A 25,159-nucleotide genomic window follows, 5' to 3' on the forward strand; every position below is an offset into this window, starting at 1 on the left:
AAGATACACGTTACATACCAGCGTTCCGACCTGCTGGGAATACGGCGCGCGGCGAACCGGAACCGGGCTTTCAGGCCTCAGGGTTGTTCGAGGTCTTCCGGCTCGGCGGCGCTGCCGCGGTAGGCGCTGGCGATGGCCGAGGCGACCGCCTGGACCTGGGCGCGCTGGTTGATGCGGTGGGTCTCGGAACCGGCGTCGTAGAGACCTTCCAGATAGGCCCGGTCCCAGCCGGTCAGACCTGTCGGCGCCGTCGCCGGATCGTCGAACAGGTTCAGGATGGTGTCGAAACGGCTGGTGTCCGCGTCGGGGTCAATCTGGGCCATGGCCACCATGGCCACATAGTCGCCAAGCTGCTGGATGTTCGCGCCGTTGAGCTGATCGACATCAACGATGATGAAGACGCGCTTGAGGACGTCCACATATTGGGTGGTGAGGCGCGACGCGGCATGGATGGCTGTGATCGGTGCATATTCCTGTGCGGATGTCGCATCCCGCCCCCCGCCGCCCGTTCCTGAACCCGCCACGAATCCCGGTGGACGCACCACCGGGAGGCCGGTCTCGCTGTCCACCGGCAGGCTGACATGCCACCAGCGGACCGGCCGATCCTCGCTGATGAAATCGCGCAGTTCAGCGGACCCGCGGTCCATGCCCGCCGCGCCGACGCGGAACAGCCGCGGGCGCATCGCCACGAACTGCTCCGTGAAGCCGGGGCCATCGCTGGTGGCGACGATCAGGACGCTGGGGTGGCACTCGGGCTCGTGGGCCCGAAGGCCGAGGCTGCGGGCCACGTCCGAGACCCGATCCGCGAGGTACTGGGCTGTCTCCGTCTCCAGATTGACGACGCCCACGCACATGCCGTCCTTCCAGCGGGCCAGGCCCCGCCGGGGCGCCGGGGCGGCGACCTGGTCGACATAGGCCTCGGTCGTGTCCTCCAGCCGCTGCGCGTCGACCACGACGTCCTCAAGGCGGACCGGGTCCTGCGACGGAGGCGGCGTCTGGGCGGCCTGGGGCGACGCCAGCAAGGCGGCGGCCAAAAGGGCGTACAACATGAGCGTGTCCCGGACTGACTGGACACGGAGCGTACCAGCGTTCAGGCCAGTCGGAAATATCCGCCCCGGAGGTTCCCGAATACGAAAACCCCGCCGCGACGGGGTCGCGGCGGGGCGGGATAGTCGGGCTGGACGTCGAACCTAGAGGTCGTCGTCTTCCTTGAGCAGCTCTTCCTTGCTGATCGGCGTGTCGGTCACCTTGGCGGTGTCGAAGATCAGGTCGCAGACCTTCTCCTCATAGATCGGGGCGCGCATCTGGGCGGCGGCGTTGGGGTTCTGGCGATAGAAGTCCAGCACCTGACGCTCCTGGCCCGGGTAGTTGCGGGCCTCGTTCATGATGGCGTTGTTCAGTTCCTGGTCGGTGACCTGGACGTTGTTGGCGCGCCCGATCTCGGCCAGCACCAGACCCAGGCGCACGCGGCGCTCGGCGATCTTGTGATACTCGTCCTTGAGCTTCTTCTCGGACTTCTTGGCGTCGTCTTCCGGCAGGCGGCCGGCTTCCTTGTCAGCCTGGACCTGCTGCCAGATGCCGTCGAACTCGGCCTCGACCATCTTGGGCGGCAGGGGGAAGTCGTGGGCCTTGTCCAGGGCGTCCAGCAGGGCGCGCTTCAGCTTGAAGCGGGCGGCGCCGGTGTACTGCTGGTTCAGATTGGTGCGCAGCAGCTCCTTGAGCTTGTCCAGCGACTCGATGCCGATGCGCTTGGCGAAGTCCTCGTCGATCACGGCGGGGGCCTCGGCCTTGATCGCCTTGACCTTGACCTCGAAGGTCACAGCCTTGCCGGCCAGATGGGCGGCCTGGTAGTCGGCCGGGAAGGTCACGTTCAGCACCTTCTCGTCGCCGACCTTGGCGCCCTTGAGCTGCTCCTCGAAGCCCGGGATGAAGCGGTTGGAGCCGATCACCAGCTGCGCGTCCTCGGCGGCGCCGCCCTCGAAGGGTTCGCCGTCCAGCTTGCCGAGGAAGTCGATGGTGACCTCGTCGCCCTCGGCGGCCTTCACGGCCTTGCCCTTCTTGTCCTCATAGGACTTGGCCTGGCCGGCCAGTTCGGTCAGGGCCTCGTCGAGGTCGGCGTCGGTCGCCTCATAGGTCGGGCGGGCCAGCTTCAGCTTCTTGATGTCGGTCGGAGTGAAGTCGGGCATCACCTCCAGGGCCATTTCGTAGGCCAGGTCTTCCGTGCCGGCGATGACCTTGTCCATGTCCGAGGTCAGCTTCATCTCGGCGGGCGCGGCCGGACGCACCTTGGCGTCGTCCAGGGCCTTCTGGCTCGAGCTGTTCAGCGCGTCATTGACGATCTCGCCCATCAGGTCGCGGCCGAACGTCTTCTTGACGTGAGACACCGGGACCTTGCCGGGACGGAAGCCCTTCAGCTTCATCTGCGGCGCGACTTCCTTCAGCTTGGCGTCCAGCTTCTGGTTCAGCTCGGCGGCGGGAATGGTCACCGCGATGACGCGGCTGAGACCTTCGTTGGACTTTTCGACAACTTGCATGGCCGGGATTCTGACGCTCTGGGGCGGCGCCTTTGGGGCGGGCGCTGCACTGTGTGGGTAAAACAAAAAGGGCCGCCCCAAATCCGTTTCCGGGGAGGCGGCGCCTTTGAAGCCCGCCCTTATGTCGATGACCGTCCGAAAGGTCAACGTGAGACGCGGACGAAGCATGGTTTCGATCGACGCCGAGGCGCGCTATCCAGCCGGGATGAGCTCCTCCCCCTCCCCCATCGGCGTGGCCGTCTTTCCGGTGACGCCCCTGCAGCAGAACTGCACCCTCGTCTGGTGCCGCAAGACGCTGAAGGCCGCGATCATAGACCCGGGGGCCTCGGTCGACGGCCTGCTCGGCGCGGTGGCGAAGCAGGGGCTGACTCTGGACGCCATCTGGATCACCCACGGCCACCTCGATCACGCCGGCGGCGCCGCCGAGATGCAGGAGAAGACCGGGCTGGACATCATCGGCCCGCATCCCGACGACCAGTTCTGGATCGACGGCATTCCGGCCCAGGGCCAGATGTACGGCCTGCCCGAGGCGCGGAGCTTCACCCCGACCCGCTGGCTGGCCGACGGCGATGTGCTGACCCTGGGCGAGACGACCTGGGAGGTCCGGCACTGCCCCGGCCACACGCCGGGCCATGTGATCTTCTTCAACCGCGAGGCCCGCTTCGCCCAGGTGGGGGACGTCCTGTTCCAGGGGTCCATCGGACGCACCGACTTCCCGCGCAGCGACCACGCCAGCCTGCTGCACGCCATCACCACCAAGCTCTGGCCGCTGGGCGACGACGTCACCTTCGTGCCGGGCCATGGTCCGACCTCGACCTTCGGAGCCGAGCGGCGCAGCAATCCGTTCGTGTCGGACGCCGCCATGCGCGGGACGCCGATCGCCCGTCCGGCGACCGGGCCGTCCTGAGCCCCGGCCTAGCGCGCCGCCAGCATGCCGATCATTACGCCGAGGGCGAGCGCATAGAGCGTCGCCTTGAGAGGCTCGGCCTCGACCGTCCCCCGCAGACGGGCAGCCCGCTCCCGCCCCCAGTCGCGTACGAGGCCCGCATCCTCCCGCACCGCGCGCCGCAGGGGACGGGGCTGGCGGTCGCCTTCCAAAAGGATGGCGTCAGCCTCCCGATCGAGGCGGGCCGAGGGCGAGTCGACGTCCGCCTCGATGTCGTCGGCGAAGGTCTGTCCGTTATAGGGTTCGGTCATGGCGAGGGCGTTCCGTTGCAGGGGATCCGGCCTGCCTCAATCCCGCCCCGCCGCCCCGGTTCCGCCGAACATGGGACGACGTCCAATCGTGATTGAACGGCGCCGGCCGCCGCCGCGTTCTCCTGTCAGGATGGAGAACAGCCATGACCTTTATCGAGCCTGACAGCCCCGGCGGCCAGCCGGAAATCATGCCGCCCGAGACGCCGGGACCGGACATCGACCCGTCCGGCGTGCCCGACGAAATTCCGCAACAGGACCCGGGCGGCGGCGGCGAAGGCGACGCCCGACCGTATGACGAAAAGTGAGCCGCTCTCGTCCAAACCCTGTGATTCGCTCGCAATTGTGTGACCGCGCATCCGGAACCGGAAACGGTGCGGAGGGTTCATCCCCCGAACCGTCATCGTCGCCACGAAAGGAACCTCCAATGGCTCAAGGTCAGCCCACTCGAGCCTCCGGCGTCTCCAAGCGGGGCTTCGCCTCGATGGATCCGGAACGGCAGCGCGAGATCGCCCGCAAGGGCGGGGCCAGCGTCCCCAGCGAAAAGCGCAGCTTCTCCCAGGACCGCAGCCTGGCCGCCCAGGCCGGCCGCAAGGGCGGCGAGGCCTCCCACGGCGCCCGCCCCCGCACCACGCCGCCCGTCGCTGAATAGCCGACCCGGCCATCCATCCGAAAAGGCGGCGACCGCACCGGTCGCCGCCTTTTTTGATTTCAGGCTTCGAGCAGCGCCAGGGCCACGGAAGGGTCGGGATTGGTCTCGAATCCGGCCACCGTCCAGCCGGAGGCCTCGGCCAGCTCGCGCACCGAGTCCTCAGTGTATTTCCGCGAACTCTCCGTATGGATGGTCTCGCCGCGCCGGAACGGGATGCGGCGGCCGTCGAGCAGAACGGTCATGTCGCGGGTCGCCTCGAGATGCATCTCCATCCGCGACGCCGTAGCGTTCCAGACCGCGCGATGGGCGAAGGAATCCACATCGAACCCGGCCCCCAGTTCGCGATTGGCGCGGACCAGAAGATTGCGGTTGAAGGCGGCGGTCACGCCCGCGGAATCGTCATAGGCGGCGATCAGCGTTTCCGGCGACTTGACCAGATCGACCCCGAGGATGAACAGGGCGTCGGGGCCGAGCAGGCCGCGCGCCGCCGTCAGGAAGGCGATGGCCTCGTCCCGCTCCAGATTGCCGATGGTCGAGCCCGGGAAGAAGCCGACCCGCCGGCCCTGCCCGATCCCGGCCGGCAGGGCGCCCAGATGAAGGAAGTCGCCGACCAGCGGCGTCACCGTCAAAGCCGGATAGGCCTCGGCGATCCGGCCTGCAGCGGCGTCGAGGGCGTCGGCGCTGATATCGATCGGAACATAGGCGCCGAGGTCGGAGGCTGCGTCGAGGACGATGCGGGTCTTCTCGCTGGCCCCGGAGCCGAACTCGACGAGGGCGGCGCCGGACCCGAAACGCGCCGCCCAGTCCGGGGCGACGCGCCGCAGCAGGGCCGCCTCCTGCCGCGTCGGGTAGTATTCCGGCAGGCGGGTGATGGCCTCGAACAGGCTCGAGCCCTCGGCGTCATAGAACCATTTCGGCGAGGCGACCTTGGGCGAGCGCGACAGGCCGGCGACCAGATCGCGGCGGAACCGGGCGGTCTCGCCCTGGTCCGTCGCGCGAACCAGGGGCGCGGGCGCGTCCTCGGCCAGTCTCAATCCCGTGAAGGCCCACCGCTGATGCGGGTAGAAGAAGTTGCGGTAGCTGACCCGGGCATGGCCCTCGGGCGTGGCGAAGCTGGAGCCGCGCAACACCATCTGGTTGGCCATGAATTTCCCGTTGTATTCGGACGCCGTGCCCTCGGTCGGCCGGAAGCCCGGATAGGGCGCATAGGCGCTGGCGGTCCACTGCCAGACCTCCCCGAAGGCATTGGAGAAGGCCTCGGGGCGGCAGCGCACCGCATGCTCCCACTCCGCCTCGGTCGGCAGCCGTTTGCCGGCCCAGCGGGCGTAGGCGTCGGCCTCATAGAAGCTGATGTGGCGGACCGGGGCCGCCGGATCGAGCGGCGCGCGGCCCGTCAGACCCATGGTGGTCCAGCCGTCGCCGTCGCGGCGCCAGTAGAGGGGCGCATCCCAGGCCTCGGCCTGAACCGTCGACCAGCCGTCCGACAGCCACAGCTCGGGCCGGGCGTAGCCGCCGTCCGCGATGAAGGCGAACCAGTCGGCGTTGGACACCAGGTCGTTGGCCAGGGCGTAGGGCTCCAGCCAGACGCGGTGCGCCGGCCCCTCATTGTCGAAGGCGAAGCCCGCGCCGCCGTGTCCGATCTCGACCAGACCCCCGTCGAACCGGGTGATCCCCCCGAGCGCCCGCTGCGGCGGACGTGAACGCGGCTCAGCCGGATAGGCCCGCGGATCCAGCGGCGAGCGGGCCATCAGGTTCAGCAGGTCCATCAGGAACAGCTCCTGATGTTGCTGGTCGTGATTCAGTCCCAGCGTGAACAGATACAGGCGGCGCGCATCGGTGGGCCCCTCGCCCAGCCAGCGGGTCATGCGCCGGTCGATCTCGCGGCGATAGGCCAGCACCTCGTCGAGCGAGGGCCGGGTCATCAGGCCCCGCGCGGGACGGTCGACCCGCGGCCCGAGCGCCTCATAATAGCTGTTGAACAGGGTCTGGAAGCGCGGATCGACCGGCTGATAGCCGGGCTCCTCGCCCAGGATCATGGCCTCGAAGAACCAGCTGGTGTGGGCCAGGTGCCATTTGCCGGGGCTGCAGTCGGGCATGGACTGGGCCGCAAGGTCCTCCGGGCCCAGACCCTCCGCCAGAATCGGCATGGCGGCGCGAACGACCCGGTAGGCCATGAGGTCGTCGGCGGTGCGATCGGCGATTCGCGACGGTGCGTTCATGTCAGTCCCTCCGGCCCCGGACCGATCGCCGTCAGGCGAGAATGGTCTCGTTTTGTTCTATCTAGGTGGGGCATGGCGACTGTTCAATGACGTCGCGCTCAAAGCGTTGCGATGGCCTGCAAAAGTTCGTCCACGGCCTCTTCGCGGGTCGCCCACGAACAGACGAACCGCACCGATCCGTCGTCGAACCGGTAGCAGGCCCAGCCGGCGTCATTCAGCCGCTGGTGCGCCTCGGGCGGCATCCGCACGAACACCGCATTGGCCTCGACCGGATGGGCCAGGGCGAAGGCCGAGCGGGTGGCGATGCCCGCCGCCAGCCGTTGCGCCATCAGATTGGCGTGGGCGGCGCCGGCTTCCCAGTCGCCGCTCTCCAGCAGGCCCAGGATCGGGGCGGAGAGAAAGCGGGTCTTGGACGCGGTCTGCCCCGCCTGCTTCAGGCGGTTGTCGATCCGGCGCGCCAGCGACCGGTCGAACATGACGATGGCCTCGGCGCAGTTGGCCCCGGCCTTGGCCCCGCCGAACACCAGCACATCGACGCCCAGCCGGGCGATCTGCGTCAGGTCGAAACCCGCCGCGGCGGCATTGGCCAGCCGCGCGCCGTCCATGTGCACGCCGTGGCCCTTCAGCTTCACCGGCTCGATCAGATGGCGAAGCTCCTCCTCGGTATAGACCGTCCCGTATTCGGTGGACTGGGTCAGGCTGAGCGCCGCCGGGGGCTGGCGGTGGCCGACCTCGGGCTCGTCCAGAATCGCCTGCAGCGCCCCGGGCTCGATCTTGCCCGACAGACCCGGCAGGCCGATCAGGCCGACGCCTGAGCCGAAGAAGCCCGGGGCCCCCGTCTCGTCGGTGCAGACATGGGCCGCGTGGTGCGCCAGCACCGCCTCATGCGGCCAGGCCAGCATCGACAGGGCGATGGCGTTGGCGGCCGTGCCGGAGAAGACGAAGCGAATCTCCGCGTCGGCGTCCAGGCGCTGGCGGATAAGGTCGGCGGCGCGCGCGGTGACGTCGTCGGCGCCATAGGCCCGGGCGTAGCCGTCATTCGCCGCGATCAGGGCCTGAAGCGCGGCGGGAGCCATGCCGGCGGTGTTGTCGGAGCCGAAGTCATAACGCATGGAATCAGGCCTTTCGGCCCAGCCGGCGGCGGCGCGAGGCCGGCGCGGGTGTCTGGGGCTCAGGTTCGGGTTTCGGCTTTTCGACCGGGTCAGGACCCGGCGCGGGCGGTTCATAGGCCACGGCGACCTGATGCGGGAAGGGGATTTCCACCCCGGCGGCGTCGAGCGCCTCCTTGCCGGCCTGAACCAGGTCGGCCTTGACCTGCCACCAGTCGTCGACCTCGACCCAGGCCTGCAGGGTCACCTCCACCGCGCTGTCCAGCAGGTTCGTCACCCCGGCCCAGGGCGCCGGATCCGGCAGGACCTTTTCATGCGCCTCGGCGACGCCGGCCAGAACCGCCCTCGCCTGCTTCAGATTGGCGCTGTAGCCGACGCTGAACAGGATCTCGATCCGCCGTGTCTTCTGGCCTGTCAGGTTGATGATGACGTCGCCCAGCACCTTGGAATTGGGCACGACGATCTTGTGATTGTTGGCGTTCGACATCTGGGTGACGAACAGATCAAGCCTCTGCACCGTGCCTGACGCCCCGCCGACCTCGATCACGTCGCCGACCTTGTAGGGGCGCAACACCAGCAGCAACACGCCGGCGGCGACGTTCGACAGCGTGCCCTGCAACGCCAGTCCCACCGCCAGCGAGGCGGCTCCCAGGACTGCGATGATCGAGGTGGTCTGGACGCCCAGCCGCTGCAGCACGGCGATGAAGCCGACGATATAGACGACGACCCGCACCACCTGAACGATGAAGCTGATGACCGTGCGGTCATGGCGGAAGCCCCGCACCCGCGACAACATCCGTCGCGTGATCCCCGAGATCCATCGTGACGCCAGCACGGTGGCGACCAGGATGACGACGGCGATCGACAGATTGACGGCGAGGTCGCCGGCCATGTCGGTTATCTTGGCGACCATGGCCGTATCGACGGCCACGGCCTTTTCACCGGCGGAGAGGGCCTCGTTCAGGGTGGGAATGCGCGTCGCCATGCGCCGGGTCTAACGTCTCCGCCCGGATTTGGAACCCCGGCGGTCCGCAAACGCTGCTCGACGGCGACGGCGCGGGCGCGCAGGATCGGCGCGAGGGATTCCGATGAAGGCATCGTCACTGAAGGTCGGCGTGGACGTGCCCTGGGTCACCAGCTGGACCGGCGAGCCGTCCCTCGGGGTAGGCCCCTGCCCGTCCGTCGGCGGCGCGCCGGCCATCCTTCAGGCCGGCAATCCCGGTCAGGGCAAGCCGCTGTACTCCCAGAACCATGCCGTGCGGCAGCGGCTGTCGGTCAGGGACATGCTGTGCCCGATGTGCGGCCGGCCGACCAGTGCGCAGGACCGCTGGACCCAGGTGGCGCATCCGGTGGCCGCCGGTCGCCTGCGGGCGGACGGGCGGGGCAACAGGCTGCCGACAGACCTGACGGATGACGCGATCCTTGTCGATGCGGGCGCCATCGCCCCCCTGCACCGCGCCTGCGTCGACCGGTCGCTGCGTTACTGTCCCCATCTCAAGGCCGATCCGCACATCGACGTGCGGCGCTTTCCCGAGCGCTGGATCGTTCTGCCGCTGATGGCCCGCGCAGAGGCGGCCCCGCAGCTGTTCCTGGCCCGGCCCACGCCGGCCCGGACGGCGGCGGTGATCGGCTTTCTGCAGTTGTGCGGACTGACCGGTGAACGCGACCCGGCATGGCGGGGCGCCGACCGCTGACGCGAAAACGCCCCGCGGGTTTCCCTGCGGGGCGCTCTTCAGGCGGTCGGCGTGTCCTAGTTGAACAGGCCCGCGATCACGGCGCTGATCAGGCCGCCGGCGACGGCGGCGAGGACGACGTCATCGCCGCTGCGGACATAGTGGTAGCCGCGGGGCGGAGCGCGCAGGCCGTAACGGTTGTAATCGTTCACCACGTACTGATCCGAGCGGTAGTAGGACGGCATGCGCTGGCCATAAGACCAGTCACGCTGTTGATAGCCGCGCGGCGCATGGTAGCGGCCCGCGTTGTAACGGCGCTGCGACTGCTGCCAGCGACCGTAGGCGCGTTGCTCCTGACGGAACTCACGACGGTCGTCGCGATTGTCCTGGCGCCATTCACGGCGGTCGTTGCGATCCTCGCGGCGGTCGTCACGACGATCCTCGCGGCGGTCGCCCCGGTCGTCACGGCGATCGTCACGGCGATCCTGGCGCTGTTCGTAGGCGCCGCGCGATTGAGCCTCGGCGGCGGAGGCCACGCCCAACGAGCTCATGGCGAGCGTCGCGGCGATAGCGGCGGTGAGAATCTTCTTCATGAGACGTCTCCAGGTGCGGCCGAAGGGGTTCGACTTGCCCGCACTCTGGGACGCGGCTGTTGAGCCGGGTCTGAACGACCCTGGTCATCCGGGGTTCAGAAGGCGGTCGCCTTTTGAACGCGATTGCGGCCCGATCAGGCGGCGGCGGCGGTCGTCTCGCCGGCGTCCACCAGCGCCCGGATGGCCGTCCGGCCGCCGCCGACGCGGCTCATGACCTTGGCCAGGGCCGCGAAGTCGATGGGCTTGTTCAGATAGGCGTCCGCCCCGGCGTCCAGCCCCGCCGCATGGTCCTCGCTGCGGGCCGAGGCCGACAGGACGACGATGGGCGTGTCCTGGTTCGGGCCTTCGCAGGCGCGGATCGCCCGCGTGGCGGTCAGTCCGTCCATCACGGGCATGTTCACGTCCATGATGATGAGGTCGAAGCGCTGCTCGCCCGCGGCCTCAACGGCGATCTGGCCGTTCTCGGCCGTGGCCGAGGTATGGCCGGCGGAACCCATCCAGGCTTCCAGGATCATGCGATTGACCGGGTGGTCCTCGACCACGAGGACGCTCAGCGCCCGGCCGTCCTTGATCTCGGCATGGATCGGCTCGGCGGCCACCTGACGCGTCCATTCGACCACATCGGCCTCGACCGTGAAGGTGAAGGTCGAGCCCTCGCCCAGGGTCGACACCACGCTGATGTCGCCGTCCATGATATTGGCCATGCGCCGCGAGATCGTCAGACCCAGGCCCGTCCCGCCGAAGCGGCGCGTCGAGGAGGCGTCGACCTGGGTGAAGGGCTGGAACAGCCGCGCCAGATCGTCCGGCGCGATGCCGGCGCCGGAATCGGTGACGGCGAAGTCGAAGCGGACACGACCGCTCTCCAGCCGCTCGCCCCGAACCACATAGGAGACCTCGCCCTTGTCGGTGAATTTCACCGCATTGGAGAGCAGGTTGTGAATGACCTGACAGACACGCAGCGGGTCGCCGCGCACCACGGTCGGGATGTCGCCCTCGAAGCGGGCGGTGAAGGTCAGCCCCTTGGCCTCGGCCTGGGCCTGGAACGGTCCGGTCACCCGCTTGTGCAGATCCTCGATCGACACATCGACCGTCTCGAAGGTCATCTTGCCGGCCTCGATCTTGGTCATGTCGAGGATGTCGTTGAGCAGGCTCAGGAGATTGTCGCCCGAGTTGCGGATGATCGACAGATATTCGCGCTGCGTCGGCTCCAGCCGGGTCGCGCCGAGCAACTGGGCGGCGCCCAGGACGCCGTTCATCGGCGTGCGCAGCTCGTGCGAGATGACGCCGAGGAAGTTGGACTTGGCGTCGTTGGCGGCGTTGGCCTTGTCGCGCGCGGCCTCCAGCTCCTCGATCAGATGGGACTGGTGCTCCTGGAAGGCGCGGATCCGCTCTTCCCGCAGCATGGTCATCATGACCAGGACCACGAGACCCGATCCGGCCAGCGGCAGGATCGACAGGAAGGGCCAGAACAGCGGGCCGCCCCACATGCTGATCAGAATGACCGAAGCGGCCACGCCATAGGGCGAGGAGATGACCAGGGCCTGCCGCGGCGAGGCGCGCAGTTGCGAGAACACCAGCACATAGCCGCAGACCAGCAGGGTCGCCGCGAGCGCGGGCCCGAAGGGATGGCCGGAGTACCAGGCGATCAGGGGCGCCGTGGCCCAGGCGGCGGTGGTCGCGGTCGCGACGGCCGGGAATACGAGCCCCCAGCCGGTTCCGACGCGGTCGCTGATGCGTTTTTCCACCGCGCCCCGGATGGCGCCGGCGGCGACGGTGCCCAGGAACCACAGCGCCGCGCTGGCGAAGCCGACCGTCGCCAGCAGGCCCAGCGCCCAGGTGCCGATGATCAGGTAGCGGAGGTATTGGGTCTGGAGAATCGCGCGCAAGGCTTGCGCGGCCTCGCCGGCTCCGGGCTCGCCGCTCGCCGACTTGCCGATGCCGTCGGATTCAACCATTGCGCCCAGCCCCTGAAAAACCCCAACCGGGACGCTAGGGCGAACCTTCTAAGACGAGGTGAACGTGACCGTTCTGTCACGATCATTGTTCGACGAACTTCAGCCGGCCGGGGTTTCAGCCTCCGTCGGCGTCAACGCCCGGATCGACAGGGCATGGACCGGACCGGCCAGTTCGGCCCGCAGCAGGGCGGTAACGGCCCGCTGGCGCTGCACCCGGCCCTGCCCTTCGAACGCCGCCGAGACCACGGTGACGTTGAAATGGCTCTCGCCGCCGGGTCGCCCGTCCATGCCGCCTTCGTGATGGTGGCCGGCGTGCCGCGCGCTGTCGTCCTCGATCTCCAGCCGGTCCGGCGACAGGCCCGCCGTCAGTTTTTTCCGGATAATCGTCGCAATCGGGCCTTCCGGCATGGGTGTGTCCTTGTTGGTGACCAATTCGACCTTACACTTGCGCCGATGTCATCCGAGTTTGAATACAAACCCCGCTTCAAGGACATGCGGATCAAACCGCCGCGCCCCGAAGAGGCGGCGGCGGAAGCCGATGTCCTGCACCTCAAGCCCGGCGAGGTCCGCTGCCAGTGGCCGGACTGCAGCAAGCCGGCGACGGCGCGCGCGCCCAAGTCGCGTGAGCGGCTGAACGACTTCTACGACTTCTGTCAGGGTCATGCCGGCGAGTACAACAAGGGCTGGAATTTCTACGCCGGCATGAGCGACGGCGAGGTCCGCGCGGCCAAGGAAAACGAGGCCATGACCGGCGGCCGCCCGACCTGGGAGATGAAGGCGGGCAAGTTCAGTCGCGAGGCCGCCGCCTTCGCCTCGAAGATGGGCACGGCCAACACCAAGGGGGCCGGCAGCTGGCAGGACAGTTTCGGCCTGTTCGGCCGCCGGATGAAGGAGCAGGCCGGACCCGCCGGCGAGGACACGCTCCGCCTCGGCAAGCTGGAGCGGGCCGCCCTGTCGGTGCTCGACCTCGACGCCCGCACCAGCAAGGCGGGCGTCAAGGCGCGCTATCATGAGATGCTCAAGCGCTTCCACCCGGACCTGAACCACGGCGATCGCGGCGCCGAGGCCAAGCTGCAAAGCGTCATCAAGGCCTACAAGACGCTGAAGAAGGCGGGGCTGGCCTGAGCGCACTCGCGGAATCTGTATTCCGCGCGAATGCAACCTTTGTCCCGCCAACAGGTTATGACCGGACCGCAGCGCTTGGAGGCGCTAACCGCATGTTCGGCAAGGTCCCGAGACGAAACAACCGCAAGATTCGCCTGTCCGCCTGGTTCGCCCGGGAGCGGGACGGCGACATGCAGGCGTTCGATGTGGACGGCGTGGCGTCCGGGGTCGGGGTCTGGTTCAACGCCGTCATGCGGGACCGCGCGCGTCGCCGCTCGACCCGCGCCGCCAGTGAGGCGGCCTGAAGCCCCTGCCCGATTGAGCCGGTCCCGGCGTGGGCCTAGACTCTCCCCATGACGCGCCCGGCCCAGGTTCTGATCGTCGGCGCCGGTCCCACGGGACTGGCCGCGGCCCTGTTCCTGACACGGCGCGGCGTTCCGGTTCGCATCATCGACGCCGCGCCGGAGCCGACGCGGACGTCCAAGGCGCTCGGCGTCAATCCGCGCACGCTGAAACTGCTGGAAGACACGGGCGTCACCGCCGCCATCGAGGCGGAGGCCCAGGGCGTCCGCGCCCTGCGGCTGCACCGGCTGGGCCGGCCTCTGGCGACCCTGACCATCGACTGGGCCGCCCTCGGCGCCGACCACGGCATGGTCATCCTGCCCCAGGCGCGCACCGAGGCCCTGCTCACCGAAGCCCTGACCGCCCTCGGCGTGACGGTCGAGCGCCGCCTCGGCCTGACCGGCCTGTCACAGACCGGCGATGCGGTCACCGCGAGACTGTCGGACGGGACCGGCGTCGTCGTTCCGATCCTGTTCGCCGCCGACGGCGCCCATTCGGCGGCCCGCAAGGCCCTGGGCCTCGACTTCCCCGGCGACGCCTGGGACGAGCCCTGGCATCTTCTGGACATCGATCTGACCGGTCCGGCCGCCGACGAGGCCTGGATCGACCTGCGGCCCACCGGCCCGTTCGTCTGCCTGCCGTTCTCGGGCCGCACCTTTCGCCTGATCGGCTTCGGCCCCTCGCCGCTGGAGCACCTGCCCACGGGCTGGACCGCCGGAACGGTGCATTGGGCATCGGGATTCCACATCTCGCACCGGATGGTCGAGGCCATGACCGTCGGCCGGGTGTGCCTGGGCGGCGACGCGGCCCACATCCACTCGCCGGTCGGGGCGCGCGGCATGAATCTGGGCATAGAGGACGCCTTCGTCTTCGCCGCCTGCGCCGCCGATTTTCTGGCCGGAGAGGCCGGGCGGCTGGACGACTACGGCCGCATCCGTCAGCCCGTCGACGCGGCCGTCGTCCGCCGCGTTCGCGCCCTGACCGCGGCGGCCCGGGCCAGGTCCGGGCGCGCGGATCTGATCCGCCGTCTGGCCATACCGGCGCTCAGCCGCCTGCCCTTTGTGATGAACCGCATCATCCGCGTCGGCATGGGCCTCGACCACCCGGTGAGGGTGCGGTAATCGCTGCGGTCATGACCTCCCCGCTCGACGCCTCCCCCGATCCCCTGCTGACCCTGGAACCGCACCGCAAGGCGACCGTGCGCGAGATTTTCGGCGTCGACTCCGACATGGTCGTGCCGGTCTTCACCGAGCGCGACAGCCATGTGCCCGAGATCGACGACGCCTATCGCTTCGACCCGCAGACGACCCTGGCCATCTGCGCCGGCTTCGCCTTCGACCGCCGCGTCATGGTCCAAGGCTATCACGGCACCGGCAAGTCGACCCATATCGAACAGGTCGCCGCCCGCCTGAACTGGCCGATGGTGCGGGTGAACCTCGACAGCCACGTCAGTCGCATCGACCTGGTCGGCAAGGACGCCATCGTCCTCAAGGACGGCAAGCAGATCACCGAATTCCGCGAGGGCATGCTGCCCTGGGCCCTGCAGCGCCCGATCGCCCTGTGCTTCGACGAGTACGACGCCGGCCGCCCCGATGTGATGTTCGTCATCCAGCGCGTGCTCGAGGCCCAGGGCCGCCTGACCCTGCTGGACCAGAACCGCGTCATCCGCCCGAACAAGTGGTTCCGCCTGTTCAGCACCACCAACACCATCGGCCTGGGCGACACCTCGGGCCTGTACCACGGCACCCAGCAGATCAATCAGGGTCAGATGGACCGCTGGAGCATCGTCACCACGCTCAACTACCTCGACCACGACGTCGAGGCCGAGATCGTGGCCGCCAAGGTGCCCGAGTGGCAGGACGCCGACGGCCGCCGCCGCATCGCCGCCATGGTCCGCGTCGCCGACATGACCCGCAACGCCTTCATGAACGGCGACATCTCCACCGTCATGAGCCCGCGCACGGTCATCACCTGGGCCCAGAACGCGATCATCTTCGCGGGGGATGTGGGCCTGGCCTTCCGCCTGACCTTCCTGAACAAATGCGACGAGCTGGAGCGACCGACGATCGCGGAGTTCTACCAGCGGGCGTTCGGGGAAGACCTGCCGGAAGCGGCGACGCGGGTGAAGGTGGGGTAAGCCGACCCTTCTCCCCTTGCGGGAGAAGGTGGCCGAGCGAAGCGAGGTCGGATGAGGGGTCACACCGGCGGAGCCGGCGAGCGCGCCACCGACGGTCGATGACTCTCGCCGTCAGAGAAACCCCTCATCCGTCAGCCTTCGGCCGCCACCTTCTCCCGCAAGGGGAGAAGGAATGCTCACCCAGCCCCGTTCCGCCACGCCCCCGCCGCCATCCCGCGCGCTGTCTCCCGCACCCCCTCCGGCCACGCCTCCGTCGCCGCGTCGAACGCCGTCCAGTCCCCGGCGAACAGCATCCGCGTCGCCTCCTCATAGCCGGGCAGATCGCCCGCGATCGCCGTCATGAAACGGTAGGTCGCCTCCTTGGACCGCCGCGCCCGGTCCGGCCCCTCGGCCTCTTTCAGCGCGCCCTCGACCAATTTGCGCAACGCGACCGAGGCCCCACCCGGCTGGCCGGCCAGCCAATCCCAGTGGCGCGGCAATAATGTGACTTCTCGCGCCGTGACGCCCAGCTTCGGCCGGCCGGGACCGCGCTTCTCCGGCTCCGGCGCCGGGGTCAGCCGGGCGGTGGCCTCGTCCACGGTCCCGCGCAGGTCCAGGTCCACCACCCGCCCCGTGGCCAGATCGATGACCAGCGGCGCCGTCTCCGCCTCGGCCGCCGCCCGGATATCGGCCAGCACCGCCCCCAGCGGCCCGCGGGCGATCAGGCGGTGGGCCGAAAAGACGACGACGGGCAGGTCGATGGACGCGGACATGGCGGGCTCCGGGCCGGACGCGGCTGCGTCCGGTTCTGACGTAGGGGCGTCCTATCCTGCGCGCCGGGCGGCGCCGGACGGGGAGGACGCGGTGGATCAGTCTGACGCAGCGAATGGAGCGAACGCTTCGGACGCTTCGGACGCTTCGGACGCTTCGGACGGTGTTTTTACGTCCCACGCCTCGGGAAACCGCTTTCTACCCGGATCAAACACTCGCCGTCAATATAACCCGGATACAATCGACGCGACCGGGAAGCGCCGAATTCCTTCGCCCCGGACGCCTTGCCGCAGGAACAACCGATCCCGACATGCACTTCCGGTTCAGGCCTCCCCGCCCCGTTCAAACCAAGGATTTCCTCATGACCGACCAACGCATCGAAGGCGCCGCCGCCGAGCTCGAGTGCAAGGTCCAGTCCGGCCTCGGCCGCCTGACCGGCGACACGAAGCTGCAGCTCGACGGCAAGCTCAACGAGGTGAAGGGCCGGGCGCTGGACGCCTATGGCCGCGTCATCGACGGGCTGGACGGCCTGGTCGAGAAGGCGCCGCTCGAATATCAGGGCCGGGCGCGTCAGGGTCTCGACTTCGCCCGTCGCAAGCCGCTGCTGACCACCGGCATCGTCGCCGGTCTGGCCGTGCTGCTCAGCGGCCTGGGCCGCCGCCGCTAGGACCGCTTCAGAAGCCCCAGAACACCGAGGCGACGACGGCGTTGTCCTCGGTGTCGCTGTCCACCCAGTCCACGCCGAGAGTGAAGGCGCCCAGCGGCGCCGCGACGCCGACGCGCCAGTCGGTCTTGCCGTCGGGGGCGAAGCCGCCGTCCTCATGGCCGACCATGGCGTGCAGGCTCACGGGCCAGTCTTCGGGCGCGTATTCGGCGCGGGTCCAGACCCAGGTGTTGGCCTCGTCGCCGGTGCCGGTCTGGGACGGGGCCCAGACGACGCCGGTGCTGAAGGTCGCGTCGCCCAAGGTGCGGCCGATCTGCGCGGGGAATTCGACATAGTTCACGTCGTCGCCGTCGGGGTAGACGTTGGACCAGACGCCGAGGTCGATGTCGAAGCCTCCCGCCGATCCGGCCCAGCCGGCGTACAGGGTGACCTCCACGGTCGCGCCGTCCCCGTCCGGCCCGACGCCGTATTCCTCGATGCCCGAGCCCCAGACGCCGCCATACAGGCCGGAAGCGTGGGACAGGGTCGCCTCGCCCTGAAGCACCGGTTCCTCAGCGGACAGGGTATAGCCCCGGTCGCGATAGTCAGAGACGGCGCCGACACGCCCCTCGACGGACCACGGCCCCGCCTCCTGCGCGAGCGCCGGAAGGCTGGACGCACACAGCGCCGCCAGACCCGCCGCGATGACTCGATACTTCATGGTCCACGCCCCGTTCCACACCGGCGACCCGTCGCACAGGGACGCGCAATCTTCCGTGTACGGTTACGATTAACCAGCGGTAACCGAGTTCCATCACCGAACCTTATCGCCCGTCGTGCGACCGCCTTGAGCATGGCGGGCCGTACAAGCTCAGAGCGCAAGGACCTCAAGCGGATCATCGCGATCACGCTGGCCGCCCTGACGCTTGTCATCGCCGGCGCGGTCGGCCTGATGGCCTATGCCGCCGCCGGCATCGACCGGGTGCAGGCCGAAAAGGAACGCGAACTGGCCCAGGTCCGCCTCGACCGCACGTTCGAAGGCCTGATCGAGAATATCAACTCCTCCGCGATCTGGAACGACGCTGTCATCACCTTCGCAGGCGAGCCCGACCTGGCCTGGATCCAGTCCAATTTCGGCGACTACTACGCCGACTTCATGGGTCACGCCGTCACCCTGGTTTACGACCGGCACGGCGAACTGATCCTGGCCTCCCGCGACAGCGAGCCGGTCTCCGCCGCCAGCGAGCAGGCCTTCGTCGACGCCGTCGCGCCGCTGGTGGCCGAGGTGCGCCGTGAGGCCGCCGGCAGGCACGACCGCCCTCGCGTGAGCTTCGACGCCGCCGTCAACCGCTCCGCCCTGGTGCGGGCGGGGACCGACATCTATCTGGTCGGCTTCGGCACCGTGGTGCGCGAGGACCTCAAGGCGCCGCGGCTGGACAACGACCCGGTCATCGTCTCCGCCAAGCCGATTTCCGAACTTCTCATCGCCCTTGAAAAGGACCTGGCGATCCGGAGCCCGGTCCTCACCGAGGCCGGTCCCTCGCAGGACAACCAGGGCTACCTCGTTCTAAAAGGGGCGGGGGGCGTGGTGCTGGGCCAGGTGCGCTGGACGCCGGAGCGGCCGGGACTCTCGGTACTCACGGGAGCCGCGCCCGCGGTTGGAGGGCTGATCCTGCTGCTGGCCGCCGCCGCCGCGGCCCTGTTCGCGCGGGTCCGCGGCATCGTGCGCCGGCTGGAGGAAAACCAGATGGACCTGACCGAGGCCCGCGACCGGGCCGAGGGCGCCAATATCGCCAAGACCCGGTTCCTCGGCGTCATGAGCCACGAGTTGCGCACGCCCCTCAATGGCGTGCTGGGCATGGCCGAAATCCTCGCCATGGGCGACCTCGACGCCAAGCAGCGCAGCCAGCTGGCCGTGCTGAAACAGTCGGGCGAGAACCTGCTGAGCCTGATTGAACGCCTCCTGACCGTCGCCAAGCTGGAAAAGGGCGAGATGGTCCCCAGCCCGACCGGCGTCGACGCCGTCACCCTGCTCCAGACCGTCGCGAATGCGCACCGGGCCGCGGCCGAGCGCGCCGGCCTGACCCTGACCGCCGAGGCGGACAGCTCCATCCAGGGCCTCTGGCGGCTGGACGGGGACTACCTGCGGCAGGTCCTCGATCATCTGGTCGACAACGCCCTGCGGCACACGCCCAGGGGGTCCGTGCGGCTGACGGCGCGGGCGATCGGTTCGGAGCTCGAGTTCCGGGTGGCGGACACCGGCGTCGGGATCGCCCCGTCGCGCCTGCCCGAGCTGTTCGCGAAATTCGTCCAGGCCGATGATTCCCACACCCGCACCCGGGAGGGGGCGGGCATCGGCCTGACCCTCGCCCGCGGCCTGGTCGAGGCCATGGGCGGCGCGGTCCGCGCCATGAGCACGCCCGGAATGGGATCGATCTTCACCGTCCATCTGCCCGCCGAGCGGGTCGAGGGGCAGGCGGCGGCCGAACAGCAGGCCGCCTGAGGCCTCAGCCGTTTTCCGCCGCCGCCGCGAAGAGGCGGGCGATCTCGCCGTCCACGGCGCCGGGTCCGTCCAGTTCAATCACGGCCGACAGACGTTCGGACCAGCTTTCCTTGCGCGCGGCGGGCATCAGGCGCGGCGACGCCGTCGGCTCCAGCTTCAGCCCCAATAACGCCCGGCCGCCCTTCAACGGCCGGGTCGCCGCGAACTGCACGGCCCGGCTGAACGCGGTGTAGCCCTTGCGCTGCCCCGAGATCACGCCGTCAACGCCCGCCGCCGCGCGTTCGATCGCCTCAAGAATGGCCAGCGACCGCGGCTCGCTCCACAGGGCGGCGCGCAAGGCCTCGGCGTCATCCCAGCCCATGGCCTCGTCGGGTCGCGCCGCGCTGAGGATGTGGGCCGCATGATTGGCGCCGATGCCATGAGTCGCCTTCAACCAGGCCGCCTGGGCCCGGGGCCGGGTCTCGGGACAGCCCTTGAGGATGTCGACCCAGACCGCCACCGGCCGTCCGGTGGCCCTCTCGAAATTGGCCTCGACCGTGGCGAACCATTTCCGCTGCCGTTCGGTCAGCCCCGCGCCGCTCTTCATGGTCCCCGCCTCCGCTCGTCCGGGACCTTGCCCCCGCCCGCGGCAAAGAAAAAGGCCCCGGCGGCGACGCCGGGGCCTCGTTCATCGGGCGACGGACTGGATCAGTCCGCCGTCTGGGCCTCGACCGCCTTGGTCTGGGCCGCATTGGGTCCGCTGACGTCGAAGGCGATCTTGCCGTCGGTCAGGGTCACCTTCACATGGCCGCCGCGCGTCAGGCGTCCGAACAGGATGTCGTCGGCCAGCGGCTTCTTGATGTGCTCCTGGATGACCCGGGCCAGCGGCCGCGCGCCATACAGTTCGTCGAAGCCGTTCTTGGCCAGCCAGTCGGCCGCCTCGTCGGTCAGTTCGATGGTGATGTTCCGGTCCGCCAGCTGAGCCTCCAGCTGGATGATGAACTTCGTGACCACCGACTTGATCGTCTCGGCGTCCAGCGCCTTGAAGGCGACGATGGCGTCGAGACGGTTGCGGAACTCGGGCGCGAACAGGCGCTGGATGGCCTTTTCGTCCTCGCCCTCGACCTTGCCGCGGCCGAAGCCGATGGAAGCGCGGGCGTTGTCGGCGGCCCCGGCGTTGGTGGTCATGATCAGGATGGTGTTCCTGAAGTCGACCTTCTTGCCGACCGCATCGGTCAGCATGCCGTTGTCCATCACCTGCAGCAGGATGTTGTAGACGTCCGGGTGGGCCTTCTCGATCTCGTCCAGCAGGACCACGGCGTGCGGATGCTGGTCGACGGCGTCGGTCAGCAGGCCGCCCTGGTCATGGCCGACATAGCCCGGAGGCGCGCCGATCAGCCGGCTGACGGTGTGCCGCTCCATATATTCCGACATGTCGAAGCGCAGCATCTCGATGCCGAGGGTCGAGGCCAGCTGTTTGGCCACCTCGGTCTTGCCCACGCCCGTCGGGCCGCTGAACAGGAAGGCGCCGATCGGCTTCTGCGGATCGCGCAGGCCGGCGCGGGCCAGCTTCATGGCCGCCGACACCTGCTCGATCGCCGAAGACTGGCCGAACACGACGCGGTTCAGATCAGTCTCCAGCTGGCGCAGGCCCTCGGTGTCGGACTTGGACACCGACTTGGCCGGGATGCGGGCCATGCGGGCGATGACGACCTCGACCTCCTTCTGGCCGATGACCTTCTTCCGCTTGGACTCGGGCAGCAGCATCTGGCTGGCGCCCGCCTCGTCGATGACGTCGATGGCCTTGTCCGGCAGTTTGCGGTCGGTCATGTAGCGCGCCGACAGCTCGACCGCCGTGCGCAGGGCCGCGTCGGTGTAGCGGACCTTGTGGTGGCCCTCGTAGGAGGTCTTCAGCCCCTTGAGGATCTTGATCGTGTCCTCGACCGTGGGCTCGTTGACGTCGATCTTCTGGAAGCGGCGGGCCAGGGCCCGGTCCTTCTCGAAATGCTGGCGGTATTCCTTGTAGGTGGTGGAGCCCATGCAGCGCAGGGAGCCAGAGGCCAGCGCCGGCTTCAGCAGGTTGGAGGCGTCCATGGCCCCGCCCGAGGTCGCCCCCGCGCCGATCACCGTATGGATCTCGTCGATGAACAGGATGGCGTTGTCGTGCGTCTCCAGCTCCTTGACGACCTGTTTCAGCCGCTCCTCGAAGTCGCCGCGATAGCGGGTGCCGGCCAGCAGCGCCCCCATGTCGAGGCTGTAGATGGTGGCGCCTTCCAGCACCTCCGGGACCTCGTGGTTGACGATCTTGCGGGCCAGCCCCTCGGCGATGGCGGTCTTGCCGACGCCGGGGTCGCCGACCAGCAGGGGGTTGTTCTTGGTCCGGCGGCACAGGATCTGGATGGCGCGCTCGACCTCGGCGTGACGGCCGATCAGGGGGTCGATCTTGCCGTTGCGCGACTTCTCGTTGAGGTCGACGCAATAGGCTTCCAGCGCCTCGCCGCCGGTCTTGGCGGCGGCGGCGTCCTCGGCGTCCTCGGGGCTGCCACCGGTCTTGGCCGGACGGGTCTCGCCCGAACCGCCCGCCTTCTTGGCGATGCCATGGGCGATGTAGTTGACCGCGTCGTAGCGGGTCATGTCCTGCTCCTGCAGGAAATAGGCGGCGTGGCTCTCCCGCTCGCTGAAGATGGCGACCAGCACATTGGCGCCGGAAACCTCCTCGCGGCCAGAGCTCTGGACATGGATCACGGCGCGCTGGATCACGCGCTGGAAGCCGGCCGTGGGCTTGGCGTCCTCGCCGTCGCTGGTGGCGAGCGCCGCCAGGTCGGTGTCGACATACAGGGTCAGCGCGGTCTTGAGCGCGACCAGATCGACGTTGCAGGCGGTCATCACATTGCCGGCGTCCGGATCATCGACCAGGGCGAGCAGCAGGTGTTCGAGGGTGGCGTACTCGTGCCGGCGCTCGTTCGCATAGTGAACGGCGCGGTGCAGGGTCTCTTCGAGAGGACGCGAAAATGAGGGCATGGGGAAGTTCCTCTCAGTCCTTTTCCATCGTGCATTGCAGGGGGTGCTGGTGGCGTCGCGCCGTCTCGATCACCTGGGCGACCTTGGTCTCGGCCACTTCGTAGGTGAAGACGCCGCACACTCCGACGCCATGCTGGTGCACATGCAGCATGATGCGAGTGGCCGCCTCGCGGTCCTTCTGGAAGAACCGCTCCAGCACATAGATGACGAACTCCATCGGCGTGTAGTCGTCGTTCAGGATCAGCACCCGGTACAGCGAGGGCTTCTGAAGCTTCGGCTTGGTCTCGGTGACCGTGGCGGCGCCGAGACCTCCACCTTGTTGTTCACCTGGCCTGCGGGACGGCGGCATTCGTAATCCGTATGGGGAGAGTCGATGGATCAGATAGGGAATGATGGCCTGATTTACAGGGGCGTCCAGTCACAGCTTGCGTGACGGGCGATGAAACTTCCGGAGTGACACATGGATCACCGCAAACTGGGACTGCGCGTCTACGGGACGGCTGCGGACTATCCGGCCGCCTTTCGACTGGCGGAGCGGCTCATCGCGGCGCTCGCTCCGATCGCGACGGTGCGTGAGTGCCGCGTTTATCCCTACTGGAAGTTCGAGGACCAGTTCGGCCTGTGGCTGGAACTGGCGTCTCCCGATCAGGCCGCGACCTTCGAGGCGGTGAAAGCCCTTGCGGCTCCGGGGTGGGAAGCCTCCGGCGGACCTGACGACCGGGACGAAGTTTGGAACCGCGGCGCCCACGGCGGCGAGGCCATCCTGGCTGAAGCGACCTGGATGCACCTGAACCTCTGGGGCGAGGCCTGACGCAATCGAAAAAGCCCCCGGCGTTTCCGCCGGGGGCTCGTCCGTAAGCTTACTTCGGTCTCAGGCCTAGCGGGCGGCCTGGAACTTTTCGACCGAAGCGGTGACGCGCTCGGTGATCGGCTGGAAGCTGTTCTTGACCGAGGCGGTCAGGACGTCCGTCGCCTTGGTGACTTCAGCCAGATAGGCCTCGGTCGCCGACTTGGCCCAGGTCGTCTGCAGCTCGAGCAGCTCCTGGATCGAGCGGGCCTGCGACATCGACTGGGCGGCGGCGGTGGCGTCTTCCCACGACTTCTTGGTGAAGGCGACGCCTTGAGCCGACAGGGTCTCGACGCCCTTCTGGGCGGCGGCGGCCGAGGCGACGAGGGCTTCCAGGTTCTGCTTCGACTGGGCGTTCAGCTCGGTCAGGCCGGCGGTCGACTTGTCGGCGACTTCGCGCAGCGCCTTGGCGCCGGCGGCCTGGGCCTGCTCGGCATTGGCCTGGAACGTGGCCTGGGCCTTCTCGGCCGAAGCCTTGACGGTCGCCGTAGCGGTTTCGACGGTCTTCTTCACGGTGTCCGTGGCGGTTTCGACGGTCTTCTTGACGGTGTCGGCGGTGGTGTCAGCCATGATGATCTCCAGTATCGTTTCGCGGCGGGGGGACCGCCTGTGATCGGTTCCGCGAGGAGCCAGTCCATCGCGACAGACGGTCATATGGTGCAAGTGCGAACAGACGTCAAGGGAAAATGGTGCGCTGCACAAAAGTTCACAAAATCGTTGACGGGTTGTTTACCCTCACGAAACCGGAATGACGCATGTTAGCCTTTCGTCAGCGTCGCGTGGTGGGGCCGCCGTCGCGCTAATGTCTTGTGAGGCCTGATCTTTGCCGCTCTCCGCCCTGATCCGTCGCGGCTTCCTGTCGCTGCTGCTGGCCGTCGCGGTCACGCTGACGCCGACACGCGCGCCGCACGCCCAGTCCGCTGACAATGCGCGTTATGCCGCCATCGTCGTGGACGCCGAGTCGGGCGAGGTGCTGTTCGCCCGCCACGCTGACAGCCGCCGTTATCCCGCCTCCATCACCAAGGTGATGACCCTGTATCTGACGTTCGAGGCTCTCGCCGAAGGCAAGGTGAAGCTGGACGACGTCCTGACCGTCTCCCCCCATGCCGCCAGCCAGCCGCCGTCGAAACTGGGCCTTGCCGCGGGCCAGACCATCACCCTCGACGACGCCATGCGCGCCACGGCCGTACGCAGCGCCAATGACATGGCCGTGGCCCTGGCCGAACACATCGGCGGGTCCGAGGCGCGCTTCACCGCGCAGATGACCCTCAAGGCCCGCGAACTGGGCATGACCCAGACCCGGTACGTCAACGCCAACGGCCTGCCCGACGCCCGTCAGCTGACCTCCGCCCGCGACCTGGCCATCCTGGCCCGGGCCGTCATGCGGGACTATCCGCAGTACTATCGCTATTTCGGCCTGCACGACTGGGCCTACAACGGCCGGGACTACCGCAACACCAACGGCCTGCTGCGCGGCGGCGCGGGCTATGACGGCATGAAGACGGGCTATACCAACGCGTCCGGCTATAATCTGGCCGCCTCGGCGGTGCGCGACGGGCGTCGCATCATCACCATCGTCCTGGGCGGCCGATCGACGGCCAGCCGCAACGCCCACGTCGCCGCCCTGATGGACACGGGCTTCGAAGTCGAACGCGCCCGCGCCCGGGGCGAGACCATCCAGGTGGCGCAGACCTTCTTCGAGGCCCGTGGCTTCGGCATCGGCCCCGACAGCAACGGCCCGATCGAATACGCCGCCGTCGCCGATGACGAGGACGGCGAGACCGGCGCCGGATCCAGCGCTCCGCCGTCTGCCGGCGTCGCCTACGCCGCCCTGCCCGCCAGTCCGGTCCAGCCGGCGCGCGTGACGCCGCCGCCGTCCGAACGCGCCTCGGTCGAGCGGCCCG

At 68.6% G+C, this 25,159-nt stretch carries 27 protein-coding genes; 12 read left to right on the forward strand and 15 right to left on the reverse strand.

The window, feature by feature from the left end:
- Nucleotides 1-77: 77 nt before the first annotated feature.
- Both QQJ79_RS04995 and tig read right to left on the reverse strand, forming a co-directional pair.
- Nucleotides 78-1,049, reverse strand: coding sequence for a hypothetical protein (locus QQJ79_RS04995; RefSeq protein WP_284221776.1), 972 nt, complete (start codon nucleotides 1,047-1,049; stop codon nucleotides 78-80).
- 141 nt (nucleotides 1,050-1,190) lie between these two features.
- Complete coding sequence (tig, locus tag QQJ79_RS05000; protein ID WP_284221778.1) at nucleotides 1,191-2,534, reverse strand: trigger factor; 1,344 nt, start codon at nucleotides 2,532-2,534, stop codon at nucleotides 1,191-1,193.
- 205 nt (nucleotides 2,535-2,739) lie between these two features.
- Between tig and QQJ79_RS05005 the strand changes: the two genes are divergently transcribed.
- Nucleotides 2,740-3,441: an MBL fold metallo-hydrolase gene (locus QQJ79_RS05005; protein WP_284221821.1), complete on the forward strand. Its 702-nt coding sequence runs from the start codon at nucleotides 2,740-2,742 to the stop codon at nucleotides 3,439-3,441.
- A gap of 8 nt (nucleotides 3,442-3,449) precedes the next feature.
- Here QQJ79_RS05005 and QQJ79_RS05010 read toward each other — a convergent pair whose 3' ends face one another.
- Nucleotides 3,450-3,731, reverse strand: a complete 282-nt coding sequence (locus QQJ79_RS05010) for a hypothetical protein (protein ID WP_284221779.1) — start codon at nucleotides 3,729-3,731, stop codon at nucleotides 3,450-3,452.
- A 143-nt stretch (nucleotides 3,732-3,874) separates the two neighbouring features.
- Between QQJ79_RS05010 and QQJ79_RS05015 the strand changes: the two genes are divergently transcribed.
- The gene (locus QQJ79_RS05015) at nucleotides 3,875-4,036 is read left to right on the forward strand and encodes a hypothetical protein (protein ID WP_284221781.1); all 162 of its coding nucleotides are present in this window, start codon (nucleotides 3,875-3,877) and stop codon (nucleotides 4,034-4,036) included.
- A 119-nt stretch (nucleotides 4,037-4,155) separates the two neighbouring features.
- Nucleotides 4,156-4,380 carry a con-10 family general stress protein gene (locus QQJ79_RS05020; protein WP_284221782.1) on the forward strand — a complete coding sequence of 75 codons (225 nt, stop codon included), beginning with the start codon at nucleotides 4,156-4,158 and terminating at the stop codon, nucleotides 4,378-4,380.
- 59 nt (nucleotides 4,381-4,439) lie between these two features.
- Here QQJ79_RS05020 and egtB read toward each other — a convergent pair whose 3' ends face one another.
- The 3 genes from egtB to QQJ79_RS05035 all read right to left on the reverse strand — a co-directional run bounded on the left by egtB (nucleotide 4,440) and on the right by QQJ79_RS05035 (nucleotide 8,693).
- The gene (gene egtB, locus QQJ79_RS05025) at nucleotides 4,440-6,599 is read right to left on the reverse strand and encodes an ergothioneine biosynthesis protein EgtB (RefSeq protein ID WP_348521775.1); all 2,160 of its coding nucleotides are present in this window, start codon (nucleotides 6,597-6,599) and stop codon (nucleotides 4,440-4,442) included.
- Nucleotides 6,600-6,697: 98 nt separating this feature from the next.
- Nucleotides 6,698-7,711, reverse strand: a complete 1,014-nt coding sequence (locus QQJ79_RS05030) for a threonine aldolase family protein (RefSeq protein WP_284221784.1) — start codon at nucleotides 7,709-7,711, stop codon at nucleotides 6,698-6,700.
- Nucleotides 7,712-7,715: 4 nt separating this feature from the next.
- A complete protein-coding gene (locus QQJ79_RS05035; RefSeq protein WP_284221786.1) occupies nucleotides 7,716-8,693 on the reverse strand; it encodes a mechanosensitive ion channel family protein in 978 nt (325 codons plus the stop codon).
- Nucleotides 8,694-8,796: 103 nt separating this feature from the next.
- Here QQJ79_RS05035 and QQJ79_RS05040 point away from each other — a divergent pair, with 103 nt between their 5' ends.
- Nucleotides 8,797-9,402: a hypothetical protein gene (locus tag QQJ79_RS05040; protein ID WP_284221788.1), complete on the forward strand. Its 606-nt coding sequence runs from the start codon at nucleotides 8,797-8,799 to the stop codon at nucleotides 9,400-9,402.
- Nucleotides 9,403-9,458: 56 nt separating this feature from the next.
- Here the strand turns inward: QQJ79_RS05040 and QQJ79_RS05045 are convergent, their stop codons facing one another.
- From QQJ79_RS05045 to QQJ79_RS05055, 3 genes are all read right to left on the reverse strand, one after another.
- Nucleotides 9,459-9,974, reverse strand: a complete 516-nt coding sequence (locus tag QQJ79_RS05045; protein WP_284221789.1) for an RcnB family protein — start codon at nucleotides 9,972-9,974, stop codon at nucleotides 9,459-9,461.
- Between the two features lie 134 nt (nucleotides 9,975-10,108).
- Complete coding sequence (locus QQJ79_RS05050; protein WP_284221791.1) at nucleotides 10,109-11,929, reverse strand: response regulator; 1,821 nt, start codon at nucleotides 11,927-11,929, stop codon at nucleotides 10,109-10,111.
- A gap of 99 nt (nucleotides 11,930-12,028) precedes the next feature.
- Nucleotides 12,029-12,337 carry a BolA family protein gene (locus QQJ79_RS05055; protein ID WP_284221792.1) on the reverse strand — a complete coding sequence of 103 codons (309 nt, stop codon included), beginning with the start codon at nucleotides 12,335-12,337 and terminating at the stop codon, nucleotides 12,029-12,031.
- A 45-nt stretch (nucleotides 12,338-12,382) separates the two neighbouring features.
- On the opposite strand from QQJ79_RS05055, the gene QQJ79_RS05060 reads away from it, so the two are divergent.
- The 4 genes from QQJ79_RS05060 to cobS all read left to right on the forward strand — a co-directional run bounded on the left by QQJ79_RS05060 (nucleotide 12,383) and on the right by cobS (nucleotide 15,512).
- Complete coding sequence (locus QQJ79_RS05060) at nucleotides 12,383-13,054, forward strand: J domain-containing protein (RefSeq protein ID WP_284221794.1); 672 nt, start codon at nucleotides 12,383-12,385, stop codon at nucleotides 13,052-13,054.
- A 92-nt stretch (nucleotides 13,055-13,146) separates the two neighbouring features.
- On the forward strand, nucleotides 13,147-13,338 hold the full coding sequence (locus QQJ79_RS05065; protein WP_284221796.1) for a hypothetical protein: 192 nt from the start codon (nucleotides 13,147-13,149) through the stop codon (nucleotides 13,336-13,338).
- A gap of 48 nt (nucleotides 13,339-13,386) precedes the next feature.
- Complete coding sequence (locus tag QQJ79_RS05070; protein WP_284221798.1) at nucleotides 13,387-14,496, forward strand: FAD-dependent oxidoreductase; 1,110 nt, start codon at nucleotides 13,387-13,389, stop codon at nucleotides 14,494-14,496.
- 11 nt (nucleotides 14,497-14,507) lie between these two features.
- Entirely contained in the window at nucleotides 14,508-15,512 is a 1,005-nt protein-coding gene (gene cobS / locus QQJ79_RS05075; protein WP_284221799.1) for a cobaltochelatase subunit CobS, read from the forward strand.
- Nucleotides 15,513-15,688: 176 nt separating this feature from the next.
- On the opposite strand, the gene QQJ79_RS05080 is transcribed toward cobS, so the two are convergent.
- Nucleotides 15,689-16,264, reverse strand: a complete 576-nt coding sequence (locus QQJ79_RS05080) for a DUF2239 family protein (protein WP_284221800.1) — start codon at nucleotides 16,262-16,264, stop codon at nucleotides 15,689-15,691.
- A gap of 359 nt (nucleotides 16,265-16,623) precedes the next feature.
- Between QQJ79_RS05080 and QQJ79_RS05085 the strand changes: the two genes are divergently transcribed.
- Nucleotides 16,624-16,929: a CsbD family protein gene (locus QQJ79_RS05085; protein ID WP_284221802.1), complete on the forward strand. Its 306-nt coding sequence runs from the start codon at nucleotides 16,624-16,626 to the stop codon at nucleotides 16,927-16,929.
- 7 nt (nucleotides 16,930-16,936) lie between these two features.
- Here the strand turns inward: QQJ79_RS05085 and QQJ79_RS05090 are convergent, their stop codons facing one another.
- On the reverse strand, nucleotides 16,937-17,626 hold the full coding sequence (locus tag QQJ79_RS05090; protein WP_284221807.1) for a TorF family putative porin: 690 nt from the start codon (nucleotides 17,624-17,626) through the stop codon (nucleotides 16,937-16,939).
- 132 nt (nucleotides 17,627-17,758) lie between these two features.
- Between QQJ79_RS05090 and QQJ79_RS05095 the strand changes: the two genes are divergently transcribed.
- On the forward strand, nucleotides 17,759-19,408 hold the full coding sequence (locus QQJ79_RS05095) for a sensor histidine kinase (RefSeq protein WP_284221809.1): 1,650 nt from the start codon (nucleotides 17,759-17,761) through the stop codon (nucleotides 19,406-19,408).
- A 4-nt stretch (nucleotides 19,409-19,412) separates the two neighbouring features.
- Here QQJ79_RS05095 and QQJ79_RS05100 read toward each other — a convergent pair whose 3' ends face one another.
- From QQJ79_RS05100 to clpS, 3 genes are all read right to left on the reverse strand, one after another.
- On the reverse strand, nucleotides 19,413-19,994 hold the full coding sequence (locus tag QQJ79_RS05100) for a DUF4287 domain-containing protein (protein ID WP_284221810.1): 582 nt from the start codon (nucleotides 19,992-19,994) through the stop codon (nucleotides 19,413-19,415).
- 101 nt (nucleotides 19,995-20,095) lie between these two features.
- The gene (gene clpA / locus QQJ79_RS05105; RefSeq protein ID WP_284221812.1) at nucleotides 20,096-22,408 is read right to left on the reverse strand and encodes an ATP-dependent Clp protease ATP-binding subunit ClpA; all 2,313 of its coding nucleotides are present in this window, start codon (nucleotides 22,406-22,408) and stop codon (nucleotides 20,096-20,098) included.
- A gap of 13 nt (nucleotides 22,409-22,421) precedes the next feature.
- Nucleotides 22,422-22,757, reverse strand: coding sequence for an ATP-dependent Clp protease adapter ClpS (gene clpS, locus QQJ79_RS05110; RefSeq protein ID WP_284221815.1), 336 nt, complete (start codon nucleotides 22,755-22,757; stop codon nucleotides 22,422-22,424).
- Nucleotides 22,758-22,868: 111 nt separating this feature from the next.
- Here clpS and QQJ79_RS05115 point away from each other — a divergent pair, with 111 nt between their 5' ends.
- Nucleotides 22,869-23,219 (forward strand): hypothetical protein, encoded by a 351-nt coding sequence (locus QQJ79_RS05115; RefSeq protein ID WP_284221817.1) that lies wholly within the window; start codon nucleotides 22,869-22,871, stop codon nucleotides 23,217-23,219.
- Between the two features lie 66 nt (nucleotides 23,220-23,285).
- Here QQJ79_RS05115 and QQJ79_RS05120 read toward each other — a convergent pair whose 3' ends face one another.
- Nucleotides 23,286-23,825 carry a phasin family protein gene (locus QQJ79_RS05120; protein ID WP_284221818.1) on the reverse strand — a complete coding sequence of 180 codons (540 nt, stop codon included), beginning with the start codon at nucleotides 23,823-23,825 and terminating at the stop codon, nucleotides 23,286-23,288.
- A 253-nt stretch (nucleotides 23,826-24,078) separates the two neighbouring features.
- On the opposite strand from QQJ79_RS05120, the gene QQJ79_RS05125 reads away from it, so the two are divergent.
- Nucleotides 24,079-25,159, forward strand: a 1,081-nt coding sequence (locus QQJ79_RS05125) for a D-alanyl-D-alanine carboxypeptidase family protein (protein WP_431307571.1), incomplete at its 3' end; no start/stop codon positions are given.

The organism is Brevundimonas denitrificans (assembly GCF_030160755.1).
In the GTDB taxonomy this organism is placed as follows: Bacteria; Pseudomonadota; Alphaproteobacteria; order Caulobacterales; family Caulobacteraceae; genus Brevundimonas; species Brevundimonas denitrificans.

Excerpts from the sequence above, each read along its gene's own strand:
- cobS (WP_284221799.1), top strand. The coding sequence starts at position 14,508 with ATGACCTCCCCGCTCGACGCCTCCCCCGATCCCCTGCTGACCCTGGAA.
- QQJ79_RS05085 (WP_284221802.1), top strand. The coding sequence starts at position 16,624 with ATGACCGACCAACGCATCGAAGGCGCCGCCGCCGAGCTCGAGTGCAAG.
- QQJ79_RS05070 (WP_284221798.1), top strand. The coding sequence starts at position 13,387 with ATGACGCGCCCGGCCCAGGTTCTGATCGTCGGCGCCGGTCCCACGGGA.
- QQJ79_RS05045 (WP_284221789.1), bottom strand. The coding sequence starts at position 9,974 with ATGAAGAAGATTCTCACCGCCGCTATCGCCGCGACGCTCGCCATGAGC.
- QQJ79_RS05055 (WP_284221792.1), bottom strand. The coding sequence starts at position 12,337 with ATGCCGGAAGGCCCGATTGCGACGATTATCCGGAAAAAACTGACGGCG.
- QQJ79_RS05005 (WP_284221821.1), top strand. The coding sequence starts at position 2,740 with ATGAGCTCCTCCCCCTCCCCCATCGGCGTGGCCGTCTTTCCGGTGACG.
- QQJ79_RS05015 (WP_284221781.1), top strand. The coding sequence starts at position 3,875 with ATGACCTTTATCGAGCCTGACAGCCCCGGCGGCCAGCCGGAAATCATG.
- QQJ79_RS05030 (WP_284221784.1), bottom strand. The coding sequence starts at position 7,711 with ATGCGTTATGACTTCGGCTCCGACAACACCGCCGGCATGGCTCCCGCC.
- QQJ79_RS04995 (WP_284221776.1), bottom strand. The coding sequence starts at position 1,049 with ATGTTGTACGCCCTTTTGGCCGCCGCCTTGCTGGCGTCGCCCCAGGCC.
- QQJ79_RS05060 (WP_284221794.1), top strand. The coding sequence starts at position 12,383 with ATGTCATCCGAGTTTGAATACAAACCCCGCTTCAAGGACATGCGGATC.
- QQJ79_RS05010 (WP_284221779.1), bottom strand. The coding sequence starts at position 3,731 with ATGACCGAACCCTATAACGGACAGACCTTCGCCGACGACATCGAGGCG.
- QQJ79_RS05100 (WP_284221810.1), bottom strand. The coding sequence starts at position 19,994 with ATGAAGAGCGGCGCGGGGCTGACCGAACGGCAGCGGAAATGGTTCGCC.
- QQJ79_RS05095 (WP_284221809.1), top strand. The coding sequence starts at position 17,759 with ATGGCGGGCCGTACAAGCTCAGAGCGCAAGGACCTCAAGCGGATCATC.
- QQJ79_RS05035 (WP_284221786.1), bottom strand. The coding sequence starts at position 8,693 with ATGGCGACGCGCATTCCCACCCTGAACGAGGCCCTCTCCGCCGGTGAA.
- QQJ79_RS05090 (WP_284221807.1), bottom strand. The coding sequence starts at position 17,626 with ATGAAGTATCGAGTCATCGCGGCGGGTCTGGCGGCGCTGTGTGCGTCC.
- QQJ79_RS05065 (WP_284221796.1), top strand. The coding sequence starts at position 13,147 with ATGTTCGGCAAGGTCCCGAGACGAAACAACCGCAAGATTCGCCTGTCC.
- QQJ79_RS05115 (WP_284221817.1), top strand. The coding sequence starts at position 22,869 with ATGGATCACCGCAAACTGGGACTGCGCGTCTACGGGACGGCTGCGGAC.
- clpS (WP_284221815.1), bottom strand. The coding sequence starts at position 22,757 with ATGCCGCCGTCCCGCAGGCCAGGTGAACAACAAGGTGGAGGTCTCGGC.
- egtB (WP_348521775.1), bottom strand. The coding sequence starts at position 6,599 with ATGAACGCACCGTCGCGAATCGCCGATCGCACCGCCGACGACCTCATG.
- QQJ79_RS05040 (WP_284221788.1), top strand. The coding sequence starts at position 8,797 with ATGAAGGCATCGTCACTGAAGGTCGGCGTGGACGTGCCCTGGGTCACC.
- QQJ79_RS05050 (WP_284221791.1), bottom strand. The coding sequence starts at position 11,929 with ATGGTTGAATCCGACGGCATCGGCAAGTCGGCGAGCGGCGAGCCCGGA.
- QQJ79_RS05020 (WP_284221782.1), top strand. The coding sequence starts at position 4,156 with ATGGCTCAAGGTCAGCCCACTCGAGCCTCCGGCGTCTCCAAGCGGGGC.
- tig (WP_284221778.1), bottom strand. The coding sequence starts at position 2,534 with ATGCAAGTTGTCGAAAAGTCCAACGAAGGTCTCAGCCGCGTCATCGCG.
- clpA (WP_284221812.1), bottom strand. The coding sequence starts at position 22,408 with ATGCCCTCATTTTCGCGTCCTCTCGAAGAGACCCTGCACCGCGCCGTT.
- QQJ79_RS05120 (WP_284221818.1), bottom strand. The coding sequence starts at position 23,825 with ATGGCTGACACCACCGCCGACACCGTCAAGAAGACCGTCGAAACCGCC.
- QQJ79_RS05080 (WP_284221800.1), bottom strand. The coding sequence starts at position 16,264 with ATGTCCGCGTCCATCGACCTGCCCGTCGTCGTCTTTTCGGCCCACCGC.